Source organism: Microcoleus sp. M2_D5, assembly GCF_036701935.1.
GTDB lineage: Bacteria > Cyanobacteriota > Cyanobacteriia > Cyanobacteriales > Microcoleaceae > Microcoleus.
The window spans coordinates 94,567-116,863 of sequence record NZ_JAUBRP010000009.1; the positions used below are offsets into that span (position 1 = coordinate 94,567).

Sequence of the window (22,297 nt, forward strand, 5' to 3'; positions counted from 1 at the left end):
TGCTTTTTCGCAGGCTAACACGGATGTAAACCACCTTAAAATTCTACAATATCTTGGAGCCGCACCAAGTAGCAATCGTTAAGAATATTAACTCTGTACTGAGGTATTATGGAATGAATTGTGCTGAATGATACTGGTGGGTTTTGGAGAGCGCGATCGCTTTTCTTGGTTGCCTCGCCTCATTTGTAATAGCTGCCATAACTGCTTGTTTTACTTACCTATTTGTAACTAAATATGACTCAAGACTTCTCTGGTCAAAATCTCCGAGGACGCAATTTTAAAGGTCAAGACTCCACGGGTGCCAACTTCTCCTATGCAGATATCCGAGGGGCGAATTTTACTGATTCTATCTTGATAGGTGCGAACTTTAGCCATGCTAAAGCAGGATTACCAAGCCAATGGAAATTTTTACTACTAGCATTTTCATTAGTTGTCGCATTTTTAGCAGGATTTGCCGCCGCCGTTGGGGGCGCTTTTGTCGGCTCTTTTCTAGCCACTAAATATGAAAAGTTTTTCACCTATCCGGGCATATTTTATTTTATAGCCTGCATCGGTTTTATCAGCCTTCTTGTCTTTAAGGAGGTTAAATCAGTTTTTACTTTATCTATGGGCATAGCTTTTACCTTTGTTTTGGTTTTAACATTTAGTTTTGGTTTGTCCGTAGAAGTAGCTGGGCCTGTAGGTTTTGCTTTAGTTTTAATTTTAATTTTGGCTTTTATCTTTGCTTTAGCATTAGCTTTAACTTTTGCTGAAGCTGTAGCTGAAAAGTTTACTTTTGCTGTAACTTTGACGTTGTGTGGCTCTGCGATCGGGCTTTTACTTGTAACTTTTGGTCCCCAATTTGCAGACGTGAGGGCAGGGGCTGCAATTGGGATGCTATTTGGTACTTATAGTGTTACTTTTATATCCACTTATATTAGCTGGAGAGCTAAAGCTGAAGATATCAGATTTTTATGGCTAAAAAATCTAGCCGTCGAATATGCAGCTATAAAAGGTACTTACTTTCAAGGAAGCGATTTAACCCATGCTAATTTTACTAAAGCTATTCTCAATAATACTGATTTTAGCAACGCAAATTTGACGCGCGCTTGGTTTAATAAGGCACAAAAACTAGATTGGGCTAAAGCAGATAACACTATTTTAGCCAAGCCATTGATTCGAGACTTACTCGTCACGGGCAATGGTGCTGGAAAATCTTACCTTGGCGCTAATCTCAAAGGAGCCAATTTGATAGGATCTGACCTAAATAGCGCTAATCTAAAAGGAGCTAATATCAGTGAGGCTAATTTCCAAGCCACTAATTTAGAAGCGGCAAATTTAACGCTCACTGAAGCAATTGGCACTGACTTTACCAGCGCTCAAATGACAGGTGCTTCCCTTGAAGCCTGGAATATAGAAAGTAATACTAATTTGGATAATGTCGATTGTCGATATATTTATCTTTTAGAATCTTCAAAACCCGGAACCGATGACCGCGAACGCCGTCCCAACAGTGGTGAATTTGCACCCGGAGAATTTACCAAACTATTCCAAGAAGTTCTCACGACTGTTGACTTAATTTTCCGCAACGGCGTTGACTGGAAAGCCTTTATCCCCGCCTTCCAACAAGTGCAAGTTGAGAATGAAGACACCGAACTCACTATCCAAAGCATCGAAAACAAAGGCGATGGGGTTGTGGTTGTTAGAGTCAGCGTTCCCCCAGATACCAACAAAGAAAAGATTCATAGGGAATTTACCCAAAACTACGAAGTTGCACTCAAAGCCATAGAGGAAAAATATCAAGCTAAACTAGAAAGCAAAGATGAGCAGATTACGGTTTATCGCCAGCAGCTAGAAGATTCTCGTCAGAGAGAGATTCAGCAAAGTTCCAATATGGAAAAAATTATTGATATCCTGGCGAAACCAGCCCTTAATGTTCCCGTTAACGAGTCTGAAGTTCAAGCTATAGCCGAAGGCCCAACAGCGGTTAATTTAGTTATTCTCACACTGATATCTGGTGACTTTGAAACAGGATTTCCCTTTGTCATCGCTCAAATTTGGACTGAGGATGAAAGATTGCCTACTCAACATCCAGGTGAGTTGCCACCAGCACCATATCTAGTTGATTTTTATCATCTTTGGCATTCACAATATAACCGTTTTATAGAAGTAGAAAAAAAAGCAGCTCGAATGCAAAAAAATATCATACAAGTAACCAATGCTTCTGAATTTACAATTGACAAATTAGCTGAAGAGTTAGAAGAAAAACTAAATAAATGGCTTAATGCCGAGCAATTTCGGCTCATAGATCGAATCCTGCGTGAGAAATTAAACCGTTATGATGAAGTTCAGGTAATCATCCAATCAGAAAATATCGATGTGCGTCGCCTCCCTTGGCATCTGTGGGATTTTTTCAAAGCTTACCACAAAGCTGAAATTGCTTTAAGTTCACCTTTTTACGATCGACCTTTAAAAACTGCTGTTACCAGAGACAGAATCAGAATCTTATCAATTTTGGGCGACGATAAAGGAATTAATCTGAATAAAGACCAAGAGTTACTAACACACTTAGATGCAGAAAAATCTTTTATTGTCAAGCCCAGCCGCCAAGAATTAGATGAACAATTGTGGGATGAAAAAGGTTGGGATATTCTCTGTTTTTCCGGTCACAGTTCGAGCGAAATGGATGGTAGCACTGGTTATATTTATATCAATAATACGGATAAGCTAAGTATTCCCGATCTAAAAAATGCTCTCAGCACAGCCATTGAAAGGGGCTTGCAAATAGCAATTTTCAATTCTTGCGACGGTTTAGGATTAGCGAATCAATTGGCTCAATTGCACATTCCACAAATTATTGTTTTTCGAGAACCGGTGCCGGATGTAGTGGCACAGGAATTCTTGAAAAACTTCCTCACCGCCTTCGCCAGCGGTAAATCTTTCTATCTAGCAGTCAGAGAAGCGCGGGAGAGGTTGCAAAGTCTAGAAAATCATTTTCCTTGTGCTTCTTGGCTGCCGGTTATCTGCCAAAACCCCGCCGAAGTGCCCCCGACATGGCGATCGCTCCAAAATCCCTAACACCCCCCAAAAACAAGTTCCCAACCAAACTGCATAATTTTTCCAATTCGTCACGATACATATATAGCAAGCCATACAGCCCCCCAACGAGGTACTCATGCGCCACCCTACTCCAGATAGCCCGGTTTCTGGAAAACCCCTGCTGGAAATACCCCTCCCAATCCCCAACTCCCCATCCTTACTAAAACTGAAGTCGCCGCCAAAAACCTCAGCTAATTCCTCATCGCATAATTTTCCCGATCGCGATCGATATAACTTCAGCCACTCAAAATTGATCTGGGAGTAGTCACTAGAATGACACATAGAATGACAAACATAATCGATCGATTTTCGACTTACTATCAAGTCAATTCCCATCCTCACGCAGTGCAGGATTGTCGGTTAAGACAAAATCTAAGACGCTTGCTGCAACAGCATCCAGAGCTAAATGATGAAACAGTTTTACTGAAATATTTCTGCAACCAAGCTGCTAAGAATAACTCGAACTCATTAGCGAAATATCATCTACTTGCTTATGTGGATGTTGCTTGCTATTCGGCGGCGAAATCCACTTATGATGCCTTCCAAACACCGGAGCTGACTTTTGCAGATTATTTGCAAATTGCCAAACTTTATATGGTTGACAGAGCGGTAGAATTGTGTACTAAGTTCGATCGCACCCAAAGCAAAATCGAAACCTATCTCAGTCCTCCTCTGCGCGACGCTATTATGAGCCAAGTCCGTAAAAACGAACCAACACAAAGGCAAAGTGACTGGGGGTTGCTACGGAGTACCCCGAAAAAAGGTCTGAAAAGTGCTTTGCAAAACTTCGGAATTCCAGAGCCAAATTTATCCCGTTGCTTCCTAACTTGGCAAGGTTTTTTAGCAGTTTATGCCCCAGTTAAAGCAGGCATAAATCAGCGATTACCGGAGCCAACAGCGGAACAATGGGAGGCGATCGCCCAATTTTGCACCGAACAACAATTCCCCCACTCCATTCAACCATTCACGGTGCCAGAAGTCAAAGCATTCTTGCAAACTTGTGTAGATGCACTACGAGCATCTACTCACATTCAATTTGATTCCCTGGATGCAGAAAACTGGAATTTAGAATCAGAAACGGCTGAGCAATCCGAGCAGCAAGCATCGAACAGACAGCAAGACATGGAGCAATGCGATCGCCTGCAACAGATGACAACTGAATTAGCAAGTGCGATCGTCTCCCTCTCTCGTGACTTTCCTGATGCCAGAAAAATGTTAATCTTAGAACATGGCTTTACTGGATTTAACCAAAGTTACATCGGTAAAGAATTTGGCATCAAGCAATATAAAATTTCGCGACAGTTAACTAGCTACAAAAAATATCTGTTAACAAGTTTGGTGAAGTGGAGTCAAACCCAAGCAAATGTTACCTTGAGTGTAGAAACTGTCGATCGCCTATCAATTCTCCTTGATGAATGGCTGACTTGGTATTGCCAAAATGCAATTCTGTACAAGTTCTTGCAAACCACGTTAAAGCTGCATCCAGCCCTGAAGTTGGAAATTACGCTGCTGTGCCGCTACTATGGATGTGAGAGAGTAGACGAAAGAGCGATCGCCCACAATCTTAACATAACACCAACTGAATTGCAAGGAAAATTAGTGCAAGTTAAAACAACTTTGCAAACGGAATTACACAATTGGTTGCACCAAAATCTTGCACTCAAACCCTGTTCTCTCAGCGCGATCGATAAGTCATCAGCATTGTTAGTAGAACAATTTTTAGCCAACGCCCCCTACGCCCTGTTAACACTACAACGGAGATAATTACAATGACATTAACCTTAGCACAATTAAGCCTCGCCTGTCCCGATCAACTCTGGCTAGAGTTTTCCGAAAGCGAACAGAAAACAGCTTTGCCTGTAACCCAAGATTACTCCTATGAAGCAGCACGTCATCGCGCTTTCTTAAATCGGCTAACCCTGGCAGTTTTGTTACCTGAATTTTCAGCCGCATCCGAAACCTCTGTCCAACTTGCATCCTCAGAAAACCTGTGGGAATTTGTGACTGGTTTTGCCTTGAATTTGGGCAAAAGTCGCCTAGTAATTATTCCCAGTGAAACCATCGATACTGATGAATTTTCCGTGCCTCAAGAATGGGTGGATATTCCTGCATTGGCGGCGGATTATTATCTGGCTGTGCAGGTGAATTTGGAGGATGGATGGTTGCGGGTGTGGGGTTTCACTACCCATCGTAAACTGAAAACTGAAGGGAGATATGATGCGGGCGATCGCACTTATTCCCTCGATGTAGAGGATCTGTTTGAAAACCTGAATACTCTCTGGGTTTCTCAGCAACTTTGTCCAGCCGAGAAAGCCGAAATTCAACCGTTACCGACATTATCTCATAACCAAATAGAAAGGTTCATAGGTGATTTGGGCAAACCTTCACTTTATTCACCTAGATTGAAGATACCCTTTGCCCAGTGGGGGGCGCTGTTAGCTGTTGAGGATTTGAGGGAACAGCTTTATAATCGCAGAATAGCAAAGGAAGATGCCCTGCAAAAACTTGTGAATTTGACTAAAAGTATTTATTCTAACTTGTGGTTGTTTTTGGATGAATTAGTGGCAGTTCACGGTGTCAATTTTGCATCAGCTAGAGGGGAAAATAGATCGGGAGGAAATGAGGGCGATCGACCTTCCCAAGCACGGGGTAGAATGATAGATTTAGGAATTCAATTAGTAGGTCATCCGGTCGCATTAATTGTCTATTTAAGTCCTGAATCAAACAATAAATGGAATATCCTTTTACAGTTAAGACCAGGTGGCGGTCAAACTTACTTGCCGCCCGACGTGCAGATGATTGTATTGGATGATGCTGGTGAGGTGTTTTTGGAAGCGCGATCGCGCCAAGCGGATAATTGGATACAATTGGAGTTTAGCGGCGAACCTGGGGAAAGATTTAGTGTTAAAGTAGCTTTAGGCGATGCGAGTCTTGTGGAAGATTTTGTTATCTAACTGAGAGTAAAGGGTAAGTCATGGGTAAATTAGTTGTTTTGAGTCTGGGAGAGGGAGACTTTCAACGGGGTTTTCCCGTGACGTTACAGGTGTGGGAAGAGGGCGGTTTTCACACCTCCTTCCTCGGAAAAATCCCGGCATCTGCGATCGATTCATTGTACGATCGATGGCAGTCAGATTACCGCCAAAAGGTGTCTGGCAGAATGAAACCAAATCCAGCACAAGTCAGCAACCGTTCAGATACTGATTTAATCGCAAACAGCAAGCTTTTAAAAGACGAGTTAAATAACTGGCTCAATTCCGAGACATTTCGCCCCATAAAAGAGAAGTTCCTGGAAAAGGTAAACACCAGAGAGACTGTGCGAGTAATTGTCCAGACTGAAAATCCCCAGTTGCGGCGATTGCCTTGGTATTTGTGGAACTTATTTGTTGAAAGTTACCGTTTCGCAGAAGTGGCGCTTTCTTCCCCTACATTCGATCGCGCTCACAAATCGGTGCAGCCCAAAGCTAAGGTGAGGATATTGGCTATTTTAGGCGATTCCTCTCCCCCCGATCCTCGAACTAGAATCCGCCTCGATATCAATGCAGACAAGCAGTTTTTGGATAGTTTGCCCGATGCGGAAACCGTATTTTTGGTTGAACCAAAAAGCCACGAATTTCACGAGCAACTTTGGGACGATCGGGGATGGGATATTTTATTTTTTGCCGGACACAGTAGCAGTCAACCTGATGGTACTACCGGGAAAATGTATATCAATTCTCAAGAAAGTTTGACGGTTGAAGATTTAAAATTAGCTCTGAAAAAAGCGATCGAAAGAGGATTGCAGTTAGCGATTTTCAATTCCTGCGATGGGTTGGGAATTGCCAGAGATTTAGCCGAGTTGCAGATTCCCCAAATTATCGCGATGCGGGAACCTGTATCCGATTCTGTAGCTAAAGAATTTTTGAAATATTTTTTAACTTCCTTTTCTAGCGGTAAGATTTTAGATTTAGCTGTCAGAGAAGCGCGGGAAAGGTTGCATGGAGTAGAAATAGAGTTTCCCTGTGCTTCTTGGTTGCCTGTAATCTGTCAAAATCCCGCAGAAAAATCCGTGAGTTGGCAAGAGTTACGGGGGATTGCACCGGGGATTAATTGGCGTGATGCGTGTCACAGAAGCATACCCGATCGAGGTAAATTAACCAGTAATTCGCTGGTGGCGAATGATGGATTGAATTTGAATGTCGATGATGTTTATGTACCCTTGGGTTTAGTGGAGAGAAAGGAGAAAGATAAACGCGATCCAGAAATTATATCGGAAAAAGGTTCCCAATTATACGGAGCAGAAACTCAGTATGAAATTACCAAGACATTTAAAAATGATGAGTTTTTTGAGCAAGTATTAAAGCAAGGACAAACTGATAAAAGTCAAGGCAAACGCATCGGCATTATTGGCGAACCGGGTTCGGGAAAAACGACTTTATTGCAAAAAATCGCGGATTGGGTGTTAGCTGAAACTGAAGCTCTGCCCGTTTGGATTTCCTTAGCGGATTTGGGTAAATTCAGTTTAGAAGATTATCTACTGCAAAAGTGGCTGAAAGTTGCCTTAAATGTAGCGGATGTCACGGCTCAAATGCGCCAAGATTTGGTGACGCTGTTTAACAATCATCAAGTTTGGTTATTACTGGATGCTGCTGATGAGATGAGCGCGGGCAATCCTTTGGATGAGATTAAATCGCAATTGCGGGGATGGATGGCTGAGGCGCGGGTGGTGTTGACTTGTCGCTACAATGTGTGGGATGCGGGGAAAAATACTTTAGCTGATTTTGATGTTTATCGCAATTTGGATTTTGATGAAGAGGAACAAATTCCCCTGTTTATTAGAAGTGTTTTTCAGCAGTCAGATTTAGGGGAAAGGTTGTGCGATAAGTTAGCAGAATCAGAAAATGCGCGGTTGCGAGATACGGTGAAAAATCCTTTGCGGCTGACGTTGTTATGTTTGGCTTGGCAGATCCGTCAAGGAGATTTTACTACTAAAACTCAGGCGGATTTATACGCGCAGTTTACCGAGGCGGTGTATGAGTGGAAGCGCGAGAAATTCCCCACAACTTCCCATCAGCGACGGGAGTTAAATAAAGCTTTGGCGACGTTAGCTTTGCGGGGAATGGAAGAAGAAGAATCGCGGTTTCGGTTGCGTCAGGGTTGGGTGCGGGAGGTGTTGGGGGAAGCGGATGAGCCTTTGTGTGAGTTAGCTTTGCAGTTGGGTTGGATTAATCGGGTGGGTGTGGCGGCGGAAAGGCCAGAGGAACAGGTTTATGCGTTTTATCATCCCACTTTTCAGGAGTATTTTGCTGCGTTGGGTGTGGATGATTGGGACTTTTTCTTGCCACGCAACCACGTCGATAAACCTGTTAAGGATGAAACGGGTAAATACAAGCATTACAGAATTTTTGATAAACATTGGAAAGAGGTAATTTTATTGTGGATAGGGCGAGACGATGTGCTGAAAGAAGCTAAAGAAACGTTGATAGATGGTTTAACAAAATTTCAAGATAATTGCGGAAATTTTTATTTATATCGCTCTTATTTTCTGGCAGCACTGTGTGTTGTTGAGTTTATAAATTGCAGTCTGGATGATAAAATTGTAGCACAAATCGTCAAGTGGAGGTGTGGATATTTTGAGCCTGACCAACAGAAATGGTTTACATTTCCTGAAATAATTAAAAAGACGACGCTGGCAGCATTGCGACAGATGAATCCCGAAAAAGTGAGCGACGCTCTAATCAAAGCGATGCACACCTGTCATGACTTCCAAACTCGTTACAAAGTGTTTTATATATTGTGGCGAATTGATATAGAGAAAGCAAATTCATATCATGCTATAATTAGTGATGAATTAATTAAATATGTTGACAGCCCAGAATTCGAGAGCGATGAAATTCATCAATACTTTATATCTTATAATTTTTATGAGGTAAAAATTCTTTTTAAATCTGTTTTGTATGATAAATTAATTTTTAACATCCTAATGGCTTCGCTATTATATATCTCATCTCATGGTAACGAAGAAGAAGTTATTGATTCCCAAAAAAATTTAATGTATAGTTTTATACAAGTTTGTATAGACACCCCCGACAGCCTTATATTACTGGCAGATATTATGCGTTTAGATCGTAAAAATATTGACAGTCAAGCTGTTTATGAACGCATAATTAATATAGCCATGCTTCTGAATACAGAGGCAGGAACTTTGCTAAGGTCTAATGTGTTAGCCCAACTTGCTAAATCCAACCCCAACGGGATAACTGATACAAGAGCTTTGTTAATTAGCAAGGTAAAAACTAATTTTCTTTATAACGGAGCTTTTAAAAAAGCTTTGATTGAGGGTATGGTACAAACTTTTATTAGTAACCCAAGTGAGATTGTTCGCCTAGTATTTACTGTATGGAACTGGATTCTCACAAATCGGGAGAATTGTTGTGAAGACTATAATGATTGCGCTATGCATACCAGGCATTTTCAATTCGCTCAGGCTCGTGCAGATACCATAGCAGAATGGCTGCATACCTGTGAAACCGATTCAATTCGTTGGTTCGTAGCTTCTATAGGTGGTAGAATTAACTCGGACAACCCAGATTCGAGCGCGATCGTAACTAAACTACTACATACTACTGAGGATGAGTTTATTCGTTGGTTGCTCGCTGATAGTTTGCGTGAAATTAATCGTCTAAATTTCCCTAACGATAGGAAACTTGATAATGGTAATCTAGATACTATCGAGACTCTCACTGAACTGCTCAACATTTCTCAAGATGAAGAAATAGTTTTATTTGCTGCTGAGAGTATGTACAAAATTGACTCCAATAATCTAGATGCTATTGCTGCCTTTAGAAACTTACTACATAATTGTCAAGATAATTCTATAATTTGGCAAGTTTGTTTTTTATTACTACCTGTAAAAAAATCTCATCTTGATGATAGTGTTTATATAATTAATCTTCTCACTGACTGTTTGCGTACTTGTAATAATAAATATATTTTGAAGCAATGTGTTACGAGTTTAAAAAAAATCGGTACAGACAACCCAGATACCATTGCAGCTTTAACTCAACTGCTGCATAGCTGTGAAGATGAGAAAATCCGTAGGCTAGTTATTTCTAGCTTGGGGGAAATTAACTCAGGAAACTCAGATGCTATTACTGCCCTAACTCAACTACTCCGTATTAATGATGATAATAAAACCCGCAAGCTAGCAGCTTATAATTTGGTGCAAATTTGCAAATCTAATCCAGACGAAATCGCTGCTCTCAACCAATTGCTACATACTTGTGAGGATGAAGAAACACGCAGGCTAGCTGCTTATAACTTAGGGCGAATTGACCCAGGCAATTCTGATCCCATTGCTGTCCTAACTCAATTGCTGGGTACTTGTGAGGATGAGGAAACCCGCAGCCGAGCTGCTTATAACTTAGGAGAAATAGGCTCAGGCAACCCAGATGCCATTGCAGCCCTAACTGAACTGCTGCGTACCAGTGAAAATAAGAATATAAGCAGCAGTGCAGCTTCTGCTTTGGTGAAAATTTGCAAATCTAACCGAGAGGCTATTACTATCTTGATTCAATTGCTACACACCTGTAATAATGAAGTTACTTGTGAGGAAATAGCCGATGGATTAGTGGTAATTGGCGAATCAAACCCAGATGCCATCGTCGAGCTGACTCAAATGCTACGCACCAGTCAGAACGAGAAAACCCGCAGGCTAGCTGCTCATATCTTGAGGCGAATTAACCCAGACAACGCAGAGGCAATTGATGCTCTGACTCAACTACTTTCCACTTGTGAGGATAAACATACTCGTTGGAAAGCAGCGAAAAGCTTGAGGCAAATTAATAATCGTACTCTGCTAGAAGATTTCGTCTCTGGACTGAGGTATTGCTTATCAGATAATGTCAATGAAAGCGATTATAACGGCTACCACGATTGCTACCAATTTCTTTGGGACTGCTCTCAAAATCTCACCTACCCACAATTCTACACCGCATGGCATCACCAATTGACAAGCACTCATCCAGAAGCACCCGATAACATCCCAGTTGGTGACACTATTTTAACTAAATCTATCGAAAACCAAATCACCCCAAACTTTTCTCAACTACAACCAACTCCCCAAACTTACCCACTATCGATCGACATTCAATCCCTAGCAGACGAAACAGATATAAATGCTATTTACCAAGAAATCTGCACCCAAATTTACTACCTCGCACTCCCTGATACAGACATCCCCACCGCCAACAACTTCGCCGAACTCAAACGCCACATTCTCACCGCAAAACGCCAACTGCAAAAACGCCACCTAGCCCTAATTCTACATGAATGTACCCCTCATCCAACACTCATCACCTGCTGCCGCAAAATCGCCGATGCTAACCTGGGTTTGCACATCCTCTGGATAACCGACACACCCCTCGATGCACCTTTGCGCGGTTTTCCCCCACAGCAACCTAACCTCCTGGGTGCTCTCCAAACTTGGATAAATGAACTGAGTTAACGGGATGCCAGTATCGTAAAAATTTTTGTTATCTAATGCAAGGTAAGAGAGCAAACAATGGGTAAATTAGTTATTTTGACTCTAGAACAAGAAGACTTTCAGCAAGGTTTTCCTGTCAAGTTACAAATTGGATTAGAGGGCGAACGCCTGTCTACGCCTATCAATGGATATCTTCCGCCAAACCCAAAAATTCCCAATTATTATAGAAGTTGGCAGTCAGCATATCATACTCATATAGTAGGCACGCCCAGATTAGACAAACCAAAAGCACAAAAGTCTCAATTCTCTACTGGTGAAATTAACGCACAAGCAGAAAATTTAACTATAACCATGAATCAATGGCTGAACTCCCAGGAATTCAGTCTGATTCGAGAGGAATTGGTGCTCAGTCTGAAACCCGATGATGAAGTACGGTTTATTATTCAAGCACCAACCATTCAACTACAGCAACTTCCCTGGCATCTTTGGGATTTGTTTAAAGACTACCCCTTGGCAGAAATTGCCCTAAGCGCACCAAACTACGGTCAAGTATCCTCAGCTAAAAAATCACGAAATAAAGTCAGAATTTTAGCCATTTTAGGTAACAGCAAGGGGATTAACACCGAAAAAGACCGAGAATTATTAGAGCAATTACCCGGTGTCGAAACCGTGGTTTTACCTCAACCAAGTCGGAAACAAATCAATCACCATCTTTTAAAATATTCCTGGGATATTTTATTCTTCGCCGGTCACAGTCAAACTGAAGGTAAAAGCGGCCGGATATATATCAACAAAACTGATAGCTTAACAATAAACGAGCTAAGAGAACCCCTTGAAAAAGCAATTAACAAAGGTCTCAAATTAGCTATTTTCAACTCCTGTGATGGATTGGGTTTAGCACAAGAACTCGCACATTTGCAAATTCCTCAAATTATCGTTATGCGAGAGCCAGTTCCCGACAAGGTAGCTCAAGCATTTTTAAAGTATTTTCTGAATGCTTTTGCCAGCGGTAAATCGCTTTATCTATCAGTCAATGAAGCACGGCAAAAGTTGCAATATTTAGATGCACATCCGCCTAGTATTTCTTGGTTGCCGGTCATTTGCCAAAATCCGAGTCAGTTAATGCCAACTTGGGATAAGTTGCGTGGGGCTTCAGGCACAAAAACTCGATCAACAATCTGGACTAGAAACCGCGATTCTCAAGAGTCAGAGAAGCGAAATCGCTTACTAGCAAAGATAAAGGATGAAGTAGAGAGTCGCTGGGCACAGTCACTGCACAATCGGGTAGTTATTCAACAACCAAAAGAACTTCAGCCCAAACAAGTAGAAACACCTTGGGGTGTAGAGGTCAGACTCAATCATTTGCCAAATCAACTCTTAAGTCCAGAAACAAAATTAGTCGATGTTTTTCAGCAGAGTAATATCGATAGCAAATTATTAATTATAGGTGATCCAGGAAACGGTAAAACAATTACTTTGTTAGAACTAGCAAAGCAGCTAATTACCCAGGCGGAAGACGACACAAATCGGGCAATTCCTGTTTTGTTAAACCTTTCATCCTGGAAAGATGAAAAGCAACCTCTACTCCAGTGGCTGATTGCTGAACTTGTCTCTAAATATGATGTCAGCCTAAATATTGCTGAGGAATTGTTAGAAAATCACCGCATATTGCCACTGCTTGACGGCTTAGATGAAACACTCTGGCAAGAAAGCTGTGTAGAAGCGATTAATCAATTTCGAGAAAGTGCCTATCGCCCTCCGGGTTTAGTTGTATGCAGTCGCAGGGAAGGATACGAATTTATTAATGCCAAGCTCAAACTGAACGGAGCAATCTGTTTGCAACCAGTAGCCCAAGCAGAAGTTGAAAAATATTTCGCCGATGTCAAGTGCCTCAAAATCTGGCAACAAATTAAAAACTCTGACGCTTTCTTGAAATTGTTAGAGTCTCCACTGATGCTAAATCTTATGGCTTTAGTCGGCCAGGAAATGTTACTTGAAGATGAGGTAACGTTCAAATCGACTCAGGAACTAGAAGAAAGTCTGTTGGATGTCTATATTCAGCAAATGCTAAAACAGGAAATTGAAAATGTATCTTATTCGCAACAAACAGCACCATCCGCTAAAAAAACTCAGAAGTGGCTGGCATTTCTAGCTAATAAATATCAGGACAAGTCTCAGACAGAGTTTTCAGGATTTTCGCTGGAACAAATGCAGCCCCATTGGCTAGAACAAATGCAGCCACATTGGTTGCCGTGTGGTTATAAACAAATTTATGCTTTGGGAGTGGGACTAATTTTTGGTTTAAGTCTGGCGCTGATTGTTGGCAGCGTTGTTTGGTTAACAGTTGGCGTACTTTTTGAGCCTTTTTGGGGAATGGTTCTCGTTTTGGCTTTAGCGCTATTTGTAATGCTACCATCTAGTCTTTGGGCTTTTATCACAGTTGGGCAAGCTGAAACAATAGAACCTGTGGAAACTCTAATTTTTTCGTACCAAAAATTATTGCAATCTTTAATTGGAGGCTTGATAGCTGGACTAATTACTTGGAAATTATCAGGAATGATGGTCTTCTTGAGCGTCGGATTGGTTATAGCATTGATTTATGGAGTAAGTGGTTCTAATATCGAGAAAATAAAAATTCCCAATCAAAGTATTTGGCAATCAGTCAAAAATGCGAGTTTATTTGCACTTATCGGTGCAACTAGCATGGCAATACCAGCAGCGATGATGAGCAAACAGCTTCTGGCGATGATCGTAGAATCATCAGTTTTACAGAATAAAATTGGTATGGCAAATATTGTGCTATCGGCTATTATTGTTGGCACACTTTTTGGATTTACTCAAGCAGGGATGGCAGGCATTCAACACTTCACCTTGCGTTTAATTCTTTGGTGCAATGGATACATACCTTGGAACTATGCGCGTTTCTTAGATTATGCTACCGAACGAAAGTTTTTGCAACGAGTTGGCGGGCGCTATCAGTTTATCCATAAGTTATTGCAAGTTCGTTTGGCAGGGAAATAAATTGAGAAAATATGAAGAGGGTTTGTTCAAAAGGTTTCATAGATTAAAAGCACTACGCTGATTATACTAGATAATACTGGTAGTTTGTTCTGGAAGTGCGATCGGATCATCGGGGTAATCTGATAATTGGATTCAATTGGATGGAGTTCAGCGGTAAGCCTGGGGAGCGGTTTAGTGTTAAAGTAGCTTTAGGTGATGCGAGTATCGTGGAAAATTTTGTTATCTAATTTAATCAGGAGAAAGTGATGGGGAAGTTAGTGGTGCTGACTTTTGCAGAAGGGGACTTGGACAAGAAAGGTTTTTCGGTCACATTACAACTAGGGGAGGAGGGGAAACCTGCGACTCTTCAGGAAATGGGATCTTTACCGCCAAACCCAGAACTGGTTGACTCCTACACCAGTTGGAAGGTAACTTATTATGGGTTTATTGGAGTAAAGGTTAGAAAATTAGAAGCAAAAGTTGCACAAACTACTAATTTTTCAATTGGTGAGGTTAATGCCCAAGCTAAGAACTTGAGCCAAAACTTTAATCAATGGTTAAAATCGCAGCAGTTTAGTCATGTTAGAGAAGAATTGGTTGCCCATTTAAAACAAGATGATGAAGTGCGGTTGATTATCCAAACTTCAAATATTCAGCTACGGCAACTTCCCTGGCATCTTTGGGATATATTGGAACGTTATCCTAAAGCAGAAATTAGTGTCAGTGCACCCAAGTTCAAAGAAGTCACATCAGCCAAAATTGTTAATAATCAAGTGAATATTTTAGCAATTTTGGGCGATTCTGAGGGGATTAATGTTGAACAAGATAGAAAACTTTTAAATTCTCTTCCGGGGGTTAAAGTTGAGTTTTTGGTTAACCCAAATCGCGAAAAAGTGACCAACAAACTATGGGAACAGTCTTGGGAAATTCTATTTTTTGCAGGACATAGCTGCACGCAAGGAGAGACAGGAATCATATATATTAATAAAACTGAGAGTTTAACTATCCCTGATTTAAGGTATGCGTTAAAAAAAGCAATCGAAAAAGGTTTGCAACTGGCTATTTTTAACTCTTGTGATGGTTTGGGTTTGGCTCAGGATTTAGCTGATTTGAATCTACCTCAAATGATTGTCATGCGAGAGCCTGTTCCTGACAAAGTAGCACAGGAATTTTTAAAATATTTTCTTCGTTCTTTTTCGGAGGGTCAGTCTTTTTATTTAGCTGTAAGGGAGGCGCGGGAAAGATTGCAAAGTTTGGAAAGTCAGTTTCCCTGTGCTAGTTGGATGCCAGTTATTTTCTCTCTTCGAGATGTAAAACATATAAGTCTTAAAAAACCGCTAAACCGCTTGTTACAGTCTGTAGCAGAAAAATATTGGCTTCCATTAATTGTAAGTGGAGCTATTATCTGGTTTTCTATTAACTTATTTTTAAAACATACAAATCCATTTATTATTCCTTTTTATAGGAATATTTATGTTAACTACAATCGAGCTCAAAAACAACAACGGGAAAAATTGTTTGTCCAGAACAGTAAAATATTTTTTTTAACTGAAGATACACGCTTTAGTAATATTGTAAATGGTCAAAAAGTTGGAGAAATAGAGCGTTCTGATTTGGAAATAAGGTTTACTATTTATAACAATGAAAATATACCAATAAAGATATTTAACTTGCAAACAGTTAGTTACGGTCTTGGCAACCAAACAGCAGTATCAGCTACGGAAAGAGAGATTGTTGAGATATCGCCTGATAAACCTTTTATAGAACAAAATCGCACTTTTGAAATAAAACCAGGAGAAAGCAGATCTTTCTTATTGCGTTATCATAATACTGTCAGTGGGAATGTAGGCAGCGTAGGAGATTTGATTGGTATTGTAGTTTACTATCATAACCCAAGAGGAGAAATAGGAAAATTAAAATCTGAAACTATTTATGGTTTGCTTATCCCGGTAAAAACAAAGATTTGGAATACTACGGCTCTTGAAGAATTAAATAAAGACATAGAAAAGTCCGTTGACCAAAGTGAAAAGATAACCCTAAAAAATAAATTAAATTTGATTCAATCTACACTTGAAAAACATAAAAACTTATGATGGCACTAGCTCGCCAACCCTTCGTATTAGTATCGATAGCCGATCGCTCTCAAATACCTAATTGATAAAAAAATAAATCCTCCCTATCCCAATTCCCCGATTGCCAACTCAGTAAATTGACGCACATAAGGAGATTTAAAAGCCAAAACAATATCTTCCTTGGGAACCCCAGCGGCTATTAACTCATTCGCTATTCCTGATTCCGTTCTATACCTCTGAATCCAAAATTTACCATCTTTTATATCGACGTGAATCACACAGCCATAAACCCGTTTTTGCTCGTCCCAGCCCAAATGAACGACATGATAATGCTCTCGTTCGGTATCAAAAAGTAATTGAACTTCTGTTGCAGTATCCAAGTCATTCCTTGAGTGTTGAGAGAGAAGTGTTTGGATTAATTCTTTGTAATCTATTCTTTCCATAAAATTATACCTTCTTGAATAGCATCAAAAATGGGTAATTTGAGCTGATGTTCAGCGATTAATTCTTGAATAAAACGATTGCTGAAAAAATCGTTATAAACATCTTGGTTTATTGCTAAATACAAAATTCTATTTGGTTGCTTTTTTCTCAGGGCAGAACGATAGCTGAGAAATTGACCCAAAGCTATATAAAAGCTGGCTAAATCTGATGCACCGATAAAAGATTTAATCTCTACAGCGATTTTGAAGCCATCTTTCTCTGCTGCTAAAATTTTCTCCCCTGCTAAGTCGATAAAAAAATCAAGTTACTCTACCTTGATAAAGAAAGGATCGTGAGTGATCATCCATCCCTCTTTTTCTAAAGCTGAACGAACAGCATTGTGAAAAATATCTTTAGCTGACATATCATAGCCACGAAAATGCTTAACCAATCGCTATTAATTACTATTCCGCCATCATATCATCGCAGCAAGTGGCGATCGCACCCCAAAAAATTCCCCCCACTTCGCATAACTCCCCCACCCACCAGCGATAAAGCAATATCAGGCGATTCCACAGCAACTAGCCCCAACAAAACCAGGCTAACGCTGCATAAAACTGAAAACTCCACAGGACTCAATAACAGAGAACAATCCAGAGGTACTTATGACGAACCAAGTAGATCTCAATGAAGTCAGAAACCGCGTACTCACCAACCAACACAGCGGCACCGACTTGCCCAACTCAACAGATCGCAGCGTGTTTGTAGACTCCGAAGGTAACATCATCCTCCGCCCCCAACCCGGAACCGAACGCCAACTATCCCGCGTTCCCCAGAAAACCTTCGCAGCCACTGTGACAGCCGATCGCCAAATCGTAGCTCAAAAACTCCCGAACAACACCCAGGAAATGTCCGTCAGCGGCGTTACAGGCTGGGTTTACAGCATTACCAGCGAACTCGGCGACCAGTATACCATGTTCGCTTACAGCGACGGCAGCCTATACCAAGTGATGGTTTTGTTCCCAGCAGTTGCCGGTAAGTTCAATGTCCACGATGCCCACCTGTTTAGCGATGGTCGCATCTGCTTCGGCGATGGAGGCGGCTTGCCTACATTAGAACAAGCCTTTGCCAAATCAGTCCTCTGGGCAACTGGCTTCAGCAGTTATCTGCGTACCGATCTATTCCCATTCTCCATCAACAACCTCTAAAAGGGCGATCGCAGCCGACCCACTCCGACCAAAGAAACCGGGTTTTTACCGCATCTGTCGGCTGCAACGAAGTATTTAGCCAAAAACCCGGTTTCTGGGTTCCCAAAATTTACCTACTCTCAACTTAAAACCATGATGTTATACATTTCACAGTCAGTTCTGCACGACATTGAAACTGAGATCGCCAACCATCCTCCCGAACGCGGAGGAGCCATTCTAGGCCCCGTAGGTCAGCCAATCATCACCCGCTTTCTTTTGGACGAAGAAGCCCATACCAGCGGTGCTAGCTACTTGCCATCCCCGCAATTAACTCAGCGGGTGCAGCAGCTAGAACTCAATCAAGGACTGGAGTTTAAAGGCGTTATCCACTCGCACCCAGGCGGTCTAGACCGACCTTCCGGCCCCGATGAAACTGCGATGCTAGAAGGGCTGAACCTCAATCCTCACATTCCCTACTTTGTAGCCCCGATCGTCACTTTACAGCGTCCTTGGGGGCAATTGCGCGAACATGAATTGCCGATGGCACAAGGTAAAATTTCCTGTTATGTCGCTTCCCGCGATCGCAATTATTTGCGAGTAGAAATGCTGCCAGTCAAGGAAGTGTCAGATCGCGATTTACCCCGTATCCTGCAAACACTAGAACCGACGGCTGCACCCAAACGCATACCGCTGTTGGAAAACCTACAGCAACTTTGCCGTACTTTTGGTAGCAGTAAACCACCGGAAGTATTTATCACCGAAATGGAAGGAAAGGCGATGCCGGCCGGTCGCGTTATTCTCGACGGCGGTTTGGAACTGCTGTTTCTCGTCAGCGAGTCTTATCCCGTCACGCCGCCTCTGCTGATGGTGACACCAGAAGGAGGAAACACAGAGCAAATTCAGTTAGATTGGTCGCTGCAAACGCCACCAGAAGACCGTTTGCTAACAGCAGTCAAAAGTGTGATCGCAGGTTCTGGCCCCTACCAGAAGGTGTACGGCCCTTTGGGAAAGTCCCCAATTACAGCCGACGCGGATCGCGCGCGCTTGGCTGGCTGGAGTGGTTGGTATTCGGGCGTTGACCCCAAAATTGCCGCAGCCGAAATCCAGCAAGGATTATTTGCGCGCAGTCAAGGAATTCTCAGCCAGCACATCAGCAGCAAACGGGTGTTGATTGCGGGGACGGGTTCTGTCGGTTCGTACTTCGCCGAACAACTGGTTCGCAGCGGTGTCGGTGTTCTTACTCTCATCGATCCAGAAACCGTTGAAACAGCGAATCTGTGCCGCACTACCTACGATTTTACCGATTTGGGTAGTCCCAAAGTGGAAGCGCTGGCGAAGCGGCTGCTGCACATCAACCCGCTGCTGGAACTAACCGTACAGCCTAAAAGTTTGTTGGATTATGAGGTTGAAACCTTTGATGCTTTGGTGCAACAAGCCGACTTGATAGTTGCTACTACCGATGACCCCGCCGCCCAGCGCATTCTCAATCGTTTTGCTTATTTTCACGGCAAACCTGCTTTGTTTGTGGGGCTTTACAAAGGTGCCGAAGGAGGAGAGGTAATTGTGACTATCCCAGATCGAACTCCCTGCTATCTTTGTGCTACGGCCAACCGCCATAAAGCAGAAGCAGATTTGGGACGGGTGAGTGCGGATGGGGATTACGGCAACAATGGTCGAGTGATGGGTGAAGTTGCGATCGCGGCGGATATTCACCATGTTACCAGTGTGGCGGTGAAAATGGCTCTGTCGCTGCTGTTGCCGGAGGATGCTGAGGTGAAGCTTAAAGGTTTCTTGAATCCGGCGATCGATGCGGGGTTAAATTATCTCACGCTGTCGATGGTTCCGAATTATTGGTTTTATCCAGGTGTGTTTGGAGATACCCCCGGACAGTACGCTTATCAAAGCGTTTGGTTAACGGCAAAGAGTCGAGAGGAATGTCCCGTCTGCGGTACTGTACACCATCGAGTTGACCCGCGATCGATCGCGTTACAGAGTGTGCAAGCTGATGGAATTCGGGCTGCATTGAACGCTGCTCGTTCTTAAGAATAGCGTAAGGTGATGCGATCGCGCCCAGAGGAAAGCCTTTCTTCCTCTGGGGCTTTCTGCTGTAATTATCTGCTATGGTAGAAGTCTAGGAGAAAACCTCTGAATATGGGATAATATCATTTCCGAATACATGGGAATTATGTATTTTGTGGTGCGGGCAGGAAAGCCCGCGATTCTGTAGGGATAGCGGGCTTTCCTGCCCGCCCCACTTTATAATTATGATGGCATCAGGTTTGATATAATCGCCCTTTTTTGGGTATCAGTGATTACAAAATACGAGCTATGGGAAAGTTAGTAGTTATCAAAATTGGGGACGGCGACTTTAAACTGGGTTTTCCAGTGACATTGTACATTGGGGAAGAGGGTGCGAGCTTCGACACCTCCCTTCCTGGTCAACTACCTGCCTCTCCCCAAATTCCCTCTCTGTATACTGCTTGGCAGTCAGAGTATCGCCACTTTCTCAACCCTCCTAGAGTAGAAGGCGTATCGCTGGGAAAAAAGCCAGCCACACAACAAAGGGCTTCATATTCTGTTGCTGATGTCAATGAAAAAGCTAAAAATTTAATTAAAAATCTGAATCAATGGCTCAATTCTGATACATTTAGCCCGATTAAAGATAAGTTTCAGCAAAACTTAAATCTGCGTGATACCGTGCGGGTGATTATTCAGACAGAAGATCCTCTATTGCGACGACTACCTTGGTGTTTGTGGGATTTATTTGGCAGTTACCGTTTGGCAGAAGTAGCTCTTTCTTCGCCTAAATTTGAGAGGGTTGATAAGTTGGCGCAACCCAGAGCGAAGGTGAGGATATTGGCTATTTTAGGCGATTCCTCTCCCGATCCTCGAACTGGAATCCGCCTTAATATCAATGCAGATAAGCAGTTTTTGGAGAGTTTACCCGATGCTGAAATAGTACCTTTAGTGGAACCAAATCGGGAAAAATTCAACGAGCAACTTTGGGATAAAAACGGATGGGATATTTTATTTTTTGCCGGACATAGTAGTAGTCAATCGGATGCTACTACTGGGGAAATGTATATCAATCATCAGGAAAGTTTGACGATTACTGATTTAAAGCTTGCTCTACAAAAGGCAATTGAACGAGGATTGCAATTAGCGATTTTTAATTCCTGCGATGGGTTAGGAATTGCGAGAGATTTAGCCGAGTTGCAGATTCCCCAAATTATCGTCATGCGGGAACCAGTTCCCGATTTAGTTGCTCAAGACTTCTTAAAATATTTTTTGAGTTCCTTCTCTAGTGATAAAGCTTTATATCTTGCTGTCAGAGAAGCGCGGGAACGGTTACATGGATTAGAAAAAGAGTCTCCCTGTGCGTCTTGGTTGCCTGTAATTTGTCAAAATCCGGCTGTAGAGTCTACTACCTGGAATCAACTAAAAGGAATATCTAACTTGAACCCGGCTGTAGAGTTTACTACCTTGAATCAACTAAAAGGAATATCTGCGTTAAGCACGAAAAAAGAAACAGGAAATCTTGAAAAAATAGCAAACCTTCAAAATCCAACAAGTCGGCGAGACTTTCAGACTCGCAGAGCTTTATTAAGCCAAGTCAGGGCAGAAGCTTGGGGATTACTTGAACAATCACTTCAGAATGCTGTACTGATTAATTTACATAAAGAAAATGAGCAAAATTCGGTGAAACAGTTTTGGGATGAAAGTGAAGTAAAAGTTGGTAATAAAAAGAATAGAGAAACAGTTAAGAGTAGTATTATAGAAATTTTTGATCGAGAAAGTATTGCTGGTAGGTTGCTTATTTTAGGCGCTCCTGGATCTGGAAAAACGACAACTCTCTTAGAATTGGCACAGGAACTTATTAAGCGGGCTGAAAATGATGCTAGTGAACCAATCCCAGTATTATTTAATTTATCATCCTGGAAAGATGATAATCAAACTATTGCTCAATGGCTAATTCAAGAGCTAAAAGATAAATATGGTGTATCGGCTCAATAAGTAGGGGTAGCAGAGAAAAAAAAGTAAGCAGGATACACAAAGTGTTGTAAAATAGGACACAT

Annotated in this window: 10 protein-coding genes and 1 pseudogene; 9 read left to right on the plus strand and 2 right to left on the minus strand. The window is 41.9% G+C overall.

The window, feature by feature from the left end:
• The first annotated feature begins 234 nt into the window (after positions 1 to 234).
• From QUA50_RS06295 to QUA50_RS06320, 6 genes are all read left to right on the plus strand, one after another.
• The gene (locus QUA50_RS06295; RefSeq protein ID WP_333261773.1) at positions 235 to 3,057 is read left to right on the plus strand and encodes a pentapeptide repeat-containing protein; all 2,823 of its coding nucleotides are present in this window, start codon (positions 235 to 237) and stop codon (positions 3,055 to 3,057) included.
• A 306-nt stretch (positions 3,058 to 3,363) separates the two neighbouring features.
• The gene (locus QUA50_RS06300) at positions 3,364 to 4,842 is read left to right on the plus strand and encodes a hypothetical protein (RefSeq protein ID WP_333261776.1); all 1,479 of its coding nucleotides are present in this window, start codon (positions 3,364 to 3,366) and stop codon (positions 4,840 to 4,842) included.
• 5 nt (positions 4,843 to 4,847) lie between these two features.
• The gene (locus tag QUA50_RS06305) at positions 4,848 to 6,032 is read left to right on the plus strand and encodes a DUF1822 family protein (protein ID WP_333261779.1); all 1,185 of its coding nucleotides are present in this window, start codon (positions 4,848 to 4,850) and stop codon (positions 6,030 to 6,032) included.
• A gap of 20 nt (positions 6,033 to 6,052) precedes the next feature.
• Positions 6,053 to 11,560: a HEAT repeat domain-containing protein gene (locus QUA50_RS06310; protein ID WP_333261783.1), complete on the plus strand. Its 5,508-nt coding sequence runs from the start codon at positions 6,053 to 6,055 to the stop codon at positions 11,558 to 11,560.
• A gap of 57 nt (positions 11,561 to 11,617) precedes the next feature.
• Positions 11,618 to 14,560 carry a CHAT domain-containing protein gene (locus QUA50_RS06315; protein WP_333261786.1) on the plus strand — a complete coding sequence of 981 codons (2,943 nt, stop codon included), beginning with the start codon at positions 11,618 to 11,620 and terminating at the stop codon, positions 14,558 to 14,560.
• Positions 14,561 to 14,805: 245 nt separating this feature from the next.
• Positions 14,806 to 16,632 (plus strand): CHAT domain-containing protein, encoded by a 1,827-nt coding sequence (locus tag QUA50_RS06320; RefSeq protein ID WP_333261788.1) that lies wholly within the window; start codon positions 14,806 to 14,808, stop codon positions 16,630 to 16,632.
• A gap of 83 nt (positions 16,633 to 16,715) precedes the next feature.
• Here QUA50_RS06320 and QUA50_RS06325 read toward each other — a convergent pair whose 3' ends face one another.
• Positions 16,716 to 17,054: a XisI protein gene (locus QUA50_RS06325; protein ID WP_333261790.1), complete on the minus strand. Its 339-nt coding sequence runs from the start codon at positions 17,052 to 17,054 to the stop codon at positions 16,716 to 16,718.
• Positions 17,042 to 17,458 (minus strand): annotated as a pseudogene (locus QUA50_RS06330) (element excision factor XisH family protein). The gene QUA50_RS06325 and the pseudogene QUA50_RS06330 overlap by 13 nt, the downstream one beginning before the upstream one ends.
• Positions 17,459 to 17,699: 241 nt before the next feature.
• Here QUA50_RS06330 and QUA50_RS06335 point away from each other — a divergent pair.
• The 3 genes from QUA50_RS06335 (at position 17,700) to QUA50_RS06345 (ending at position 22,235) form a co-directional block, all read left to right on the plus strand.
• Positions 17,700 to 18,242 carry a hypothetical protein gene (locus QUA50_RS06335; protein ID WP_333261793.1) on the plus strand — a complete coding sequence of 181 codons (543 nt, stop codon included), beginning with the start codon at positions 17,700 to 17,702 and terminating at the stop codon, positions 18,240 to 18,242.
• A 132-nt stretch (positions 18,243 to 18,374) separates the two neighbouring features.
• Entirely contained in the window at positions 18,375 to 20,264 is a 1,890-nt protein-coding gene (locus QUA50_RS06340; RefSeq protein WP_333261796.1) for a ThiF family adenylyltransferase, read from the plus strand.
• 285 nt (positions 20,265 to 20,549) lie between these two features.
• Positions 20,550 to 22,235 (plus strand): CHAT domain-containing protein, encoded by a 1,686-nt coding sequence (locus QUA50_RS06345; protein ID WP_333261798.1) that lies wholly within the window; start codon positions 20,550 to 20,552, stop codon positions 22,233 to 22,235.
• Positions 22,236 to 22,297: the final 62 nt, after the last annotated feature.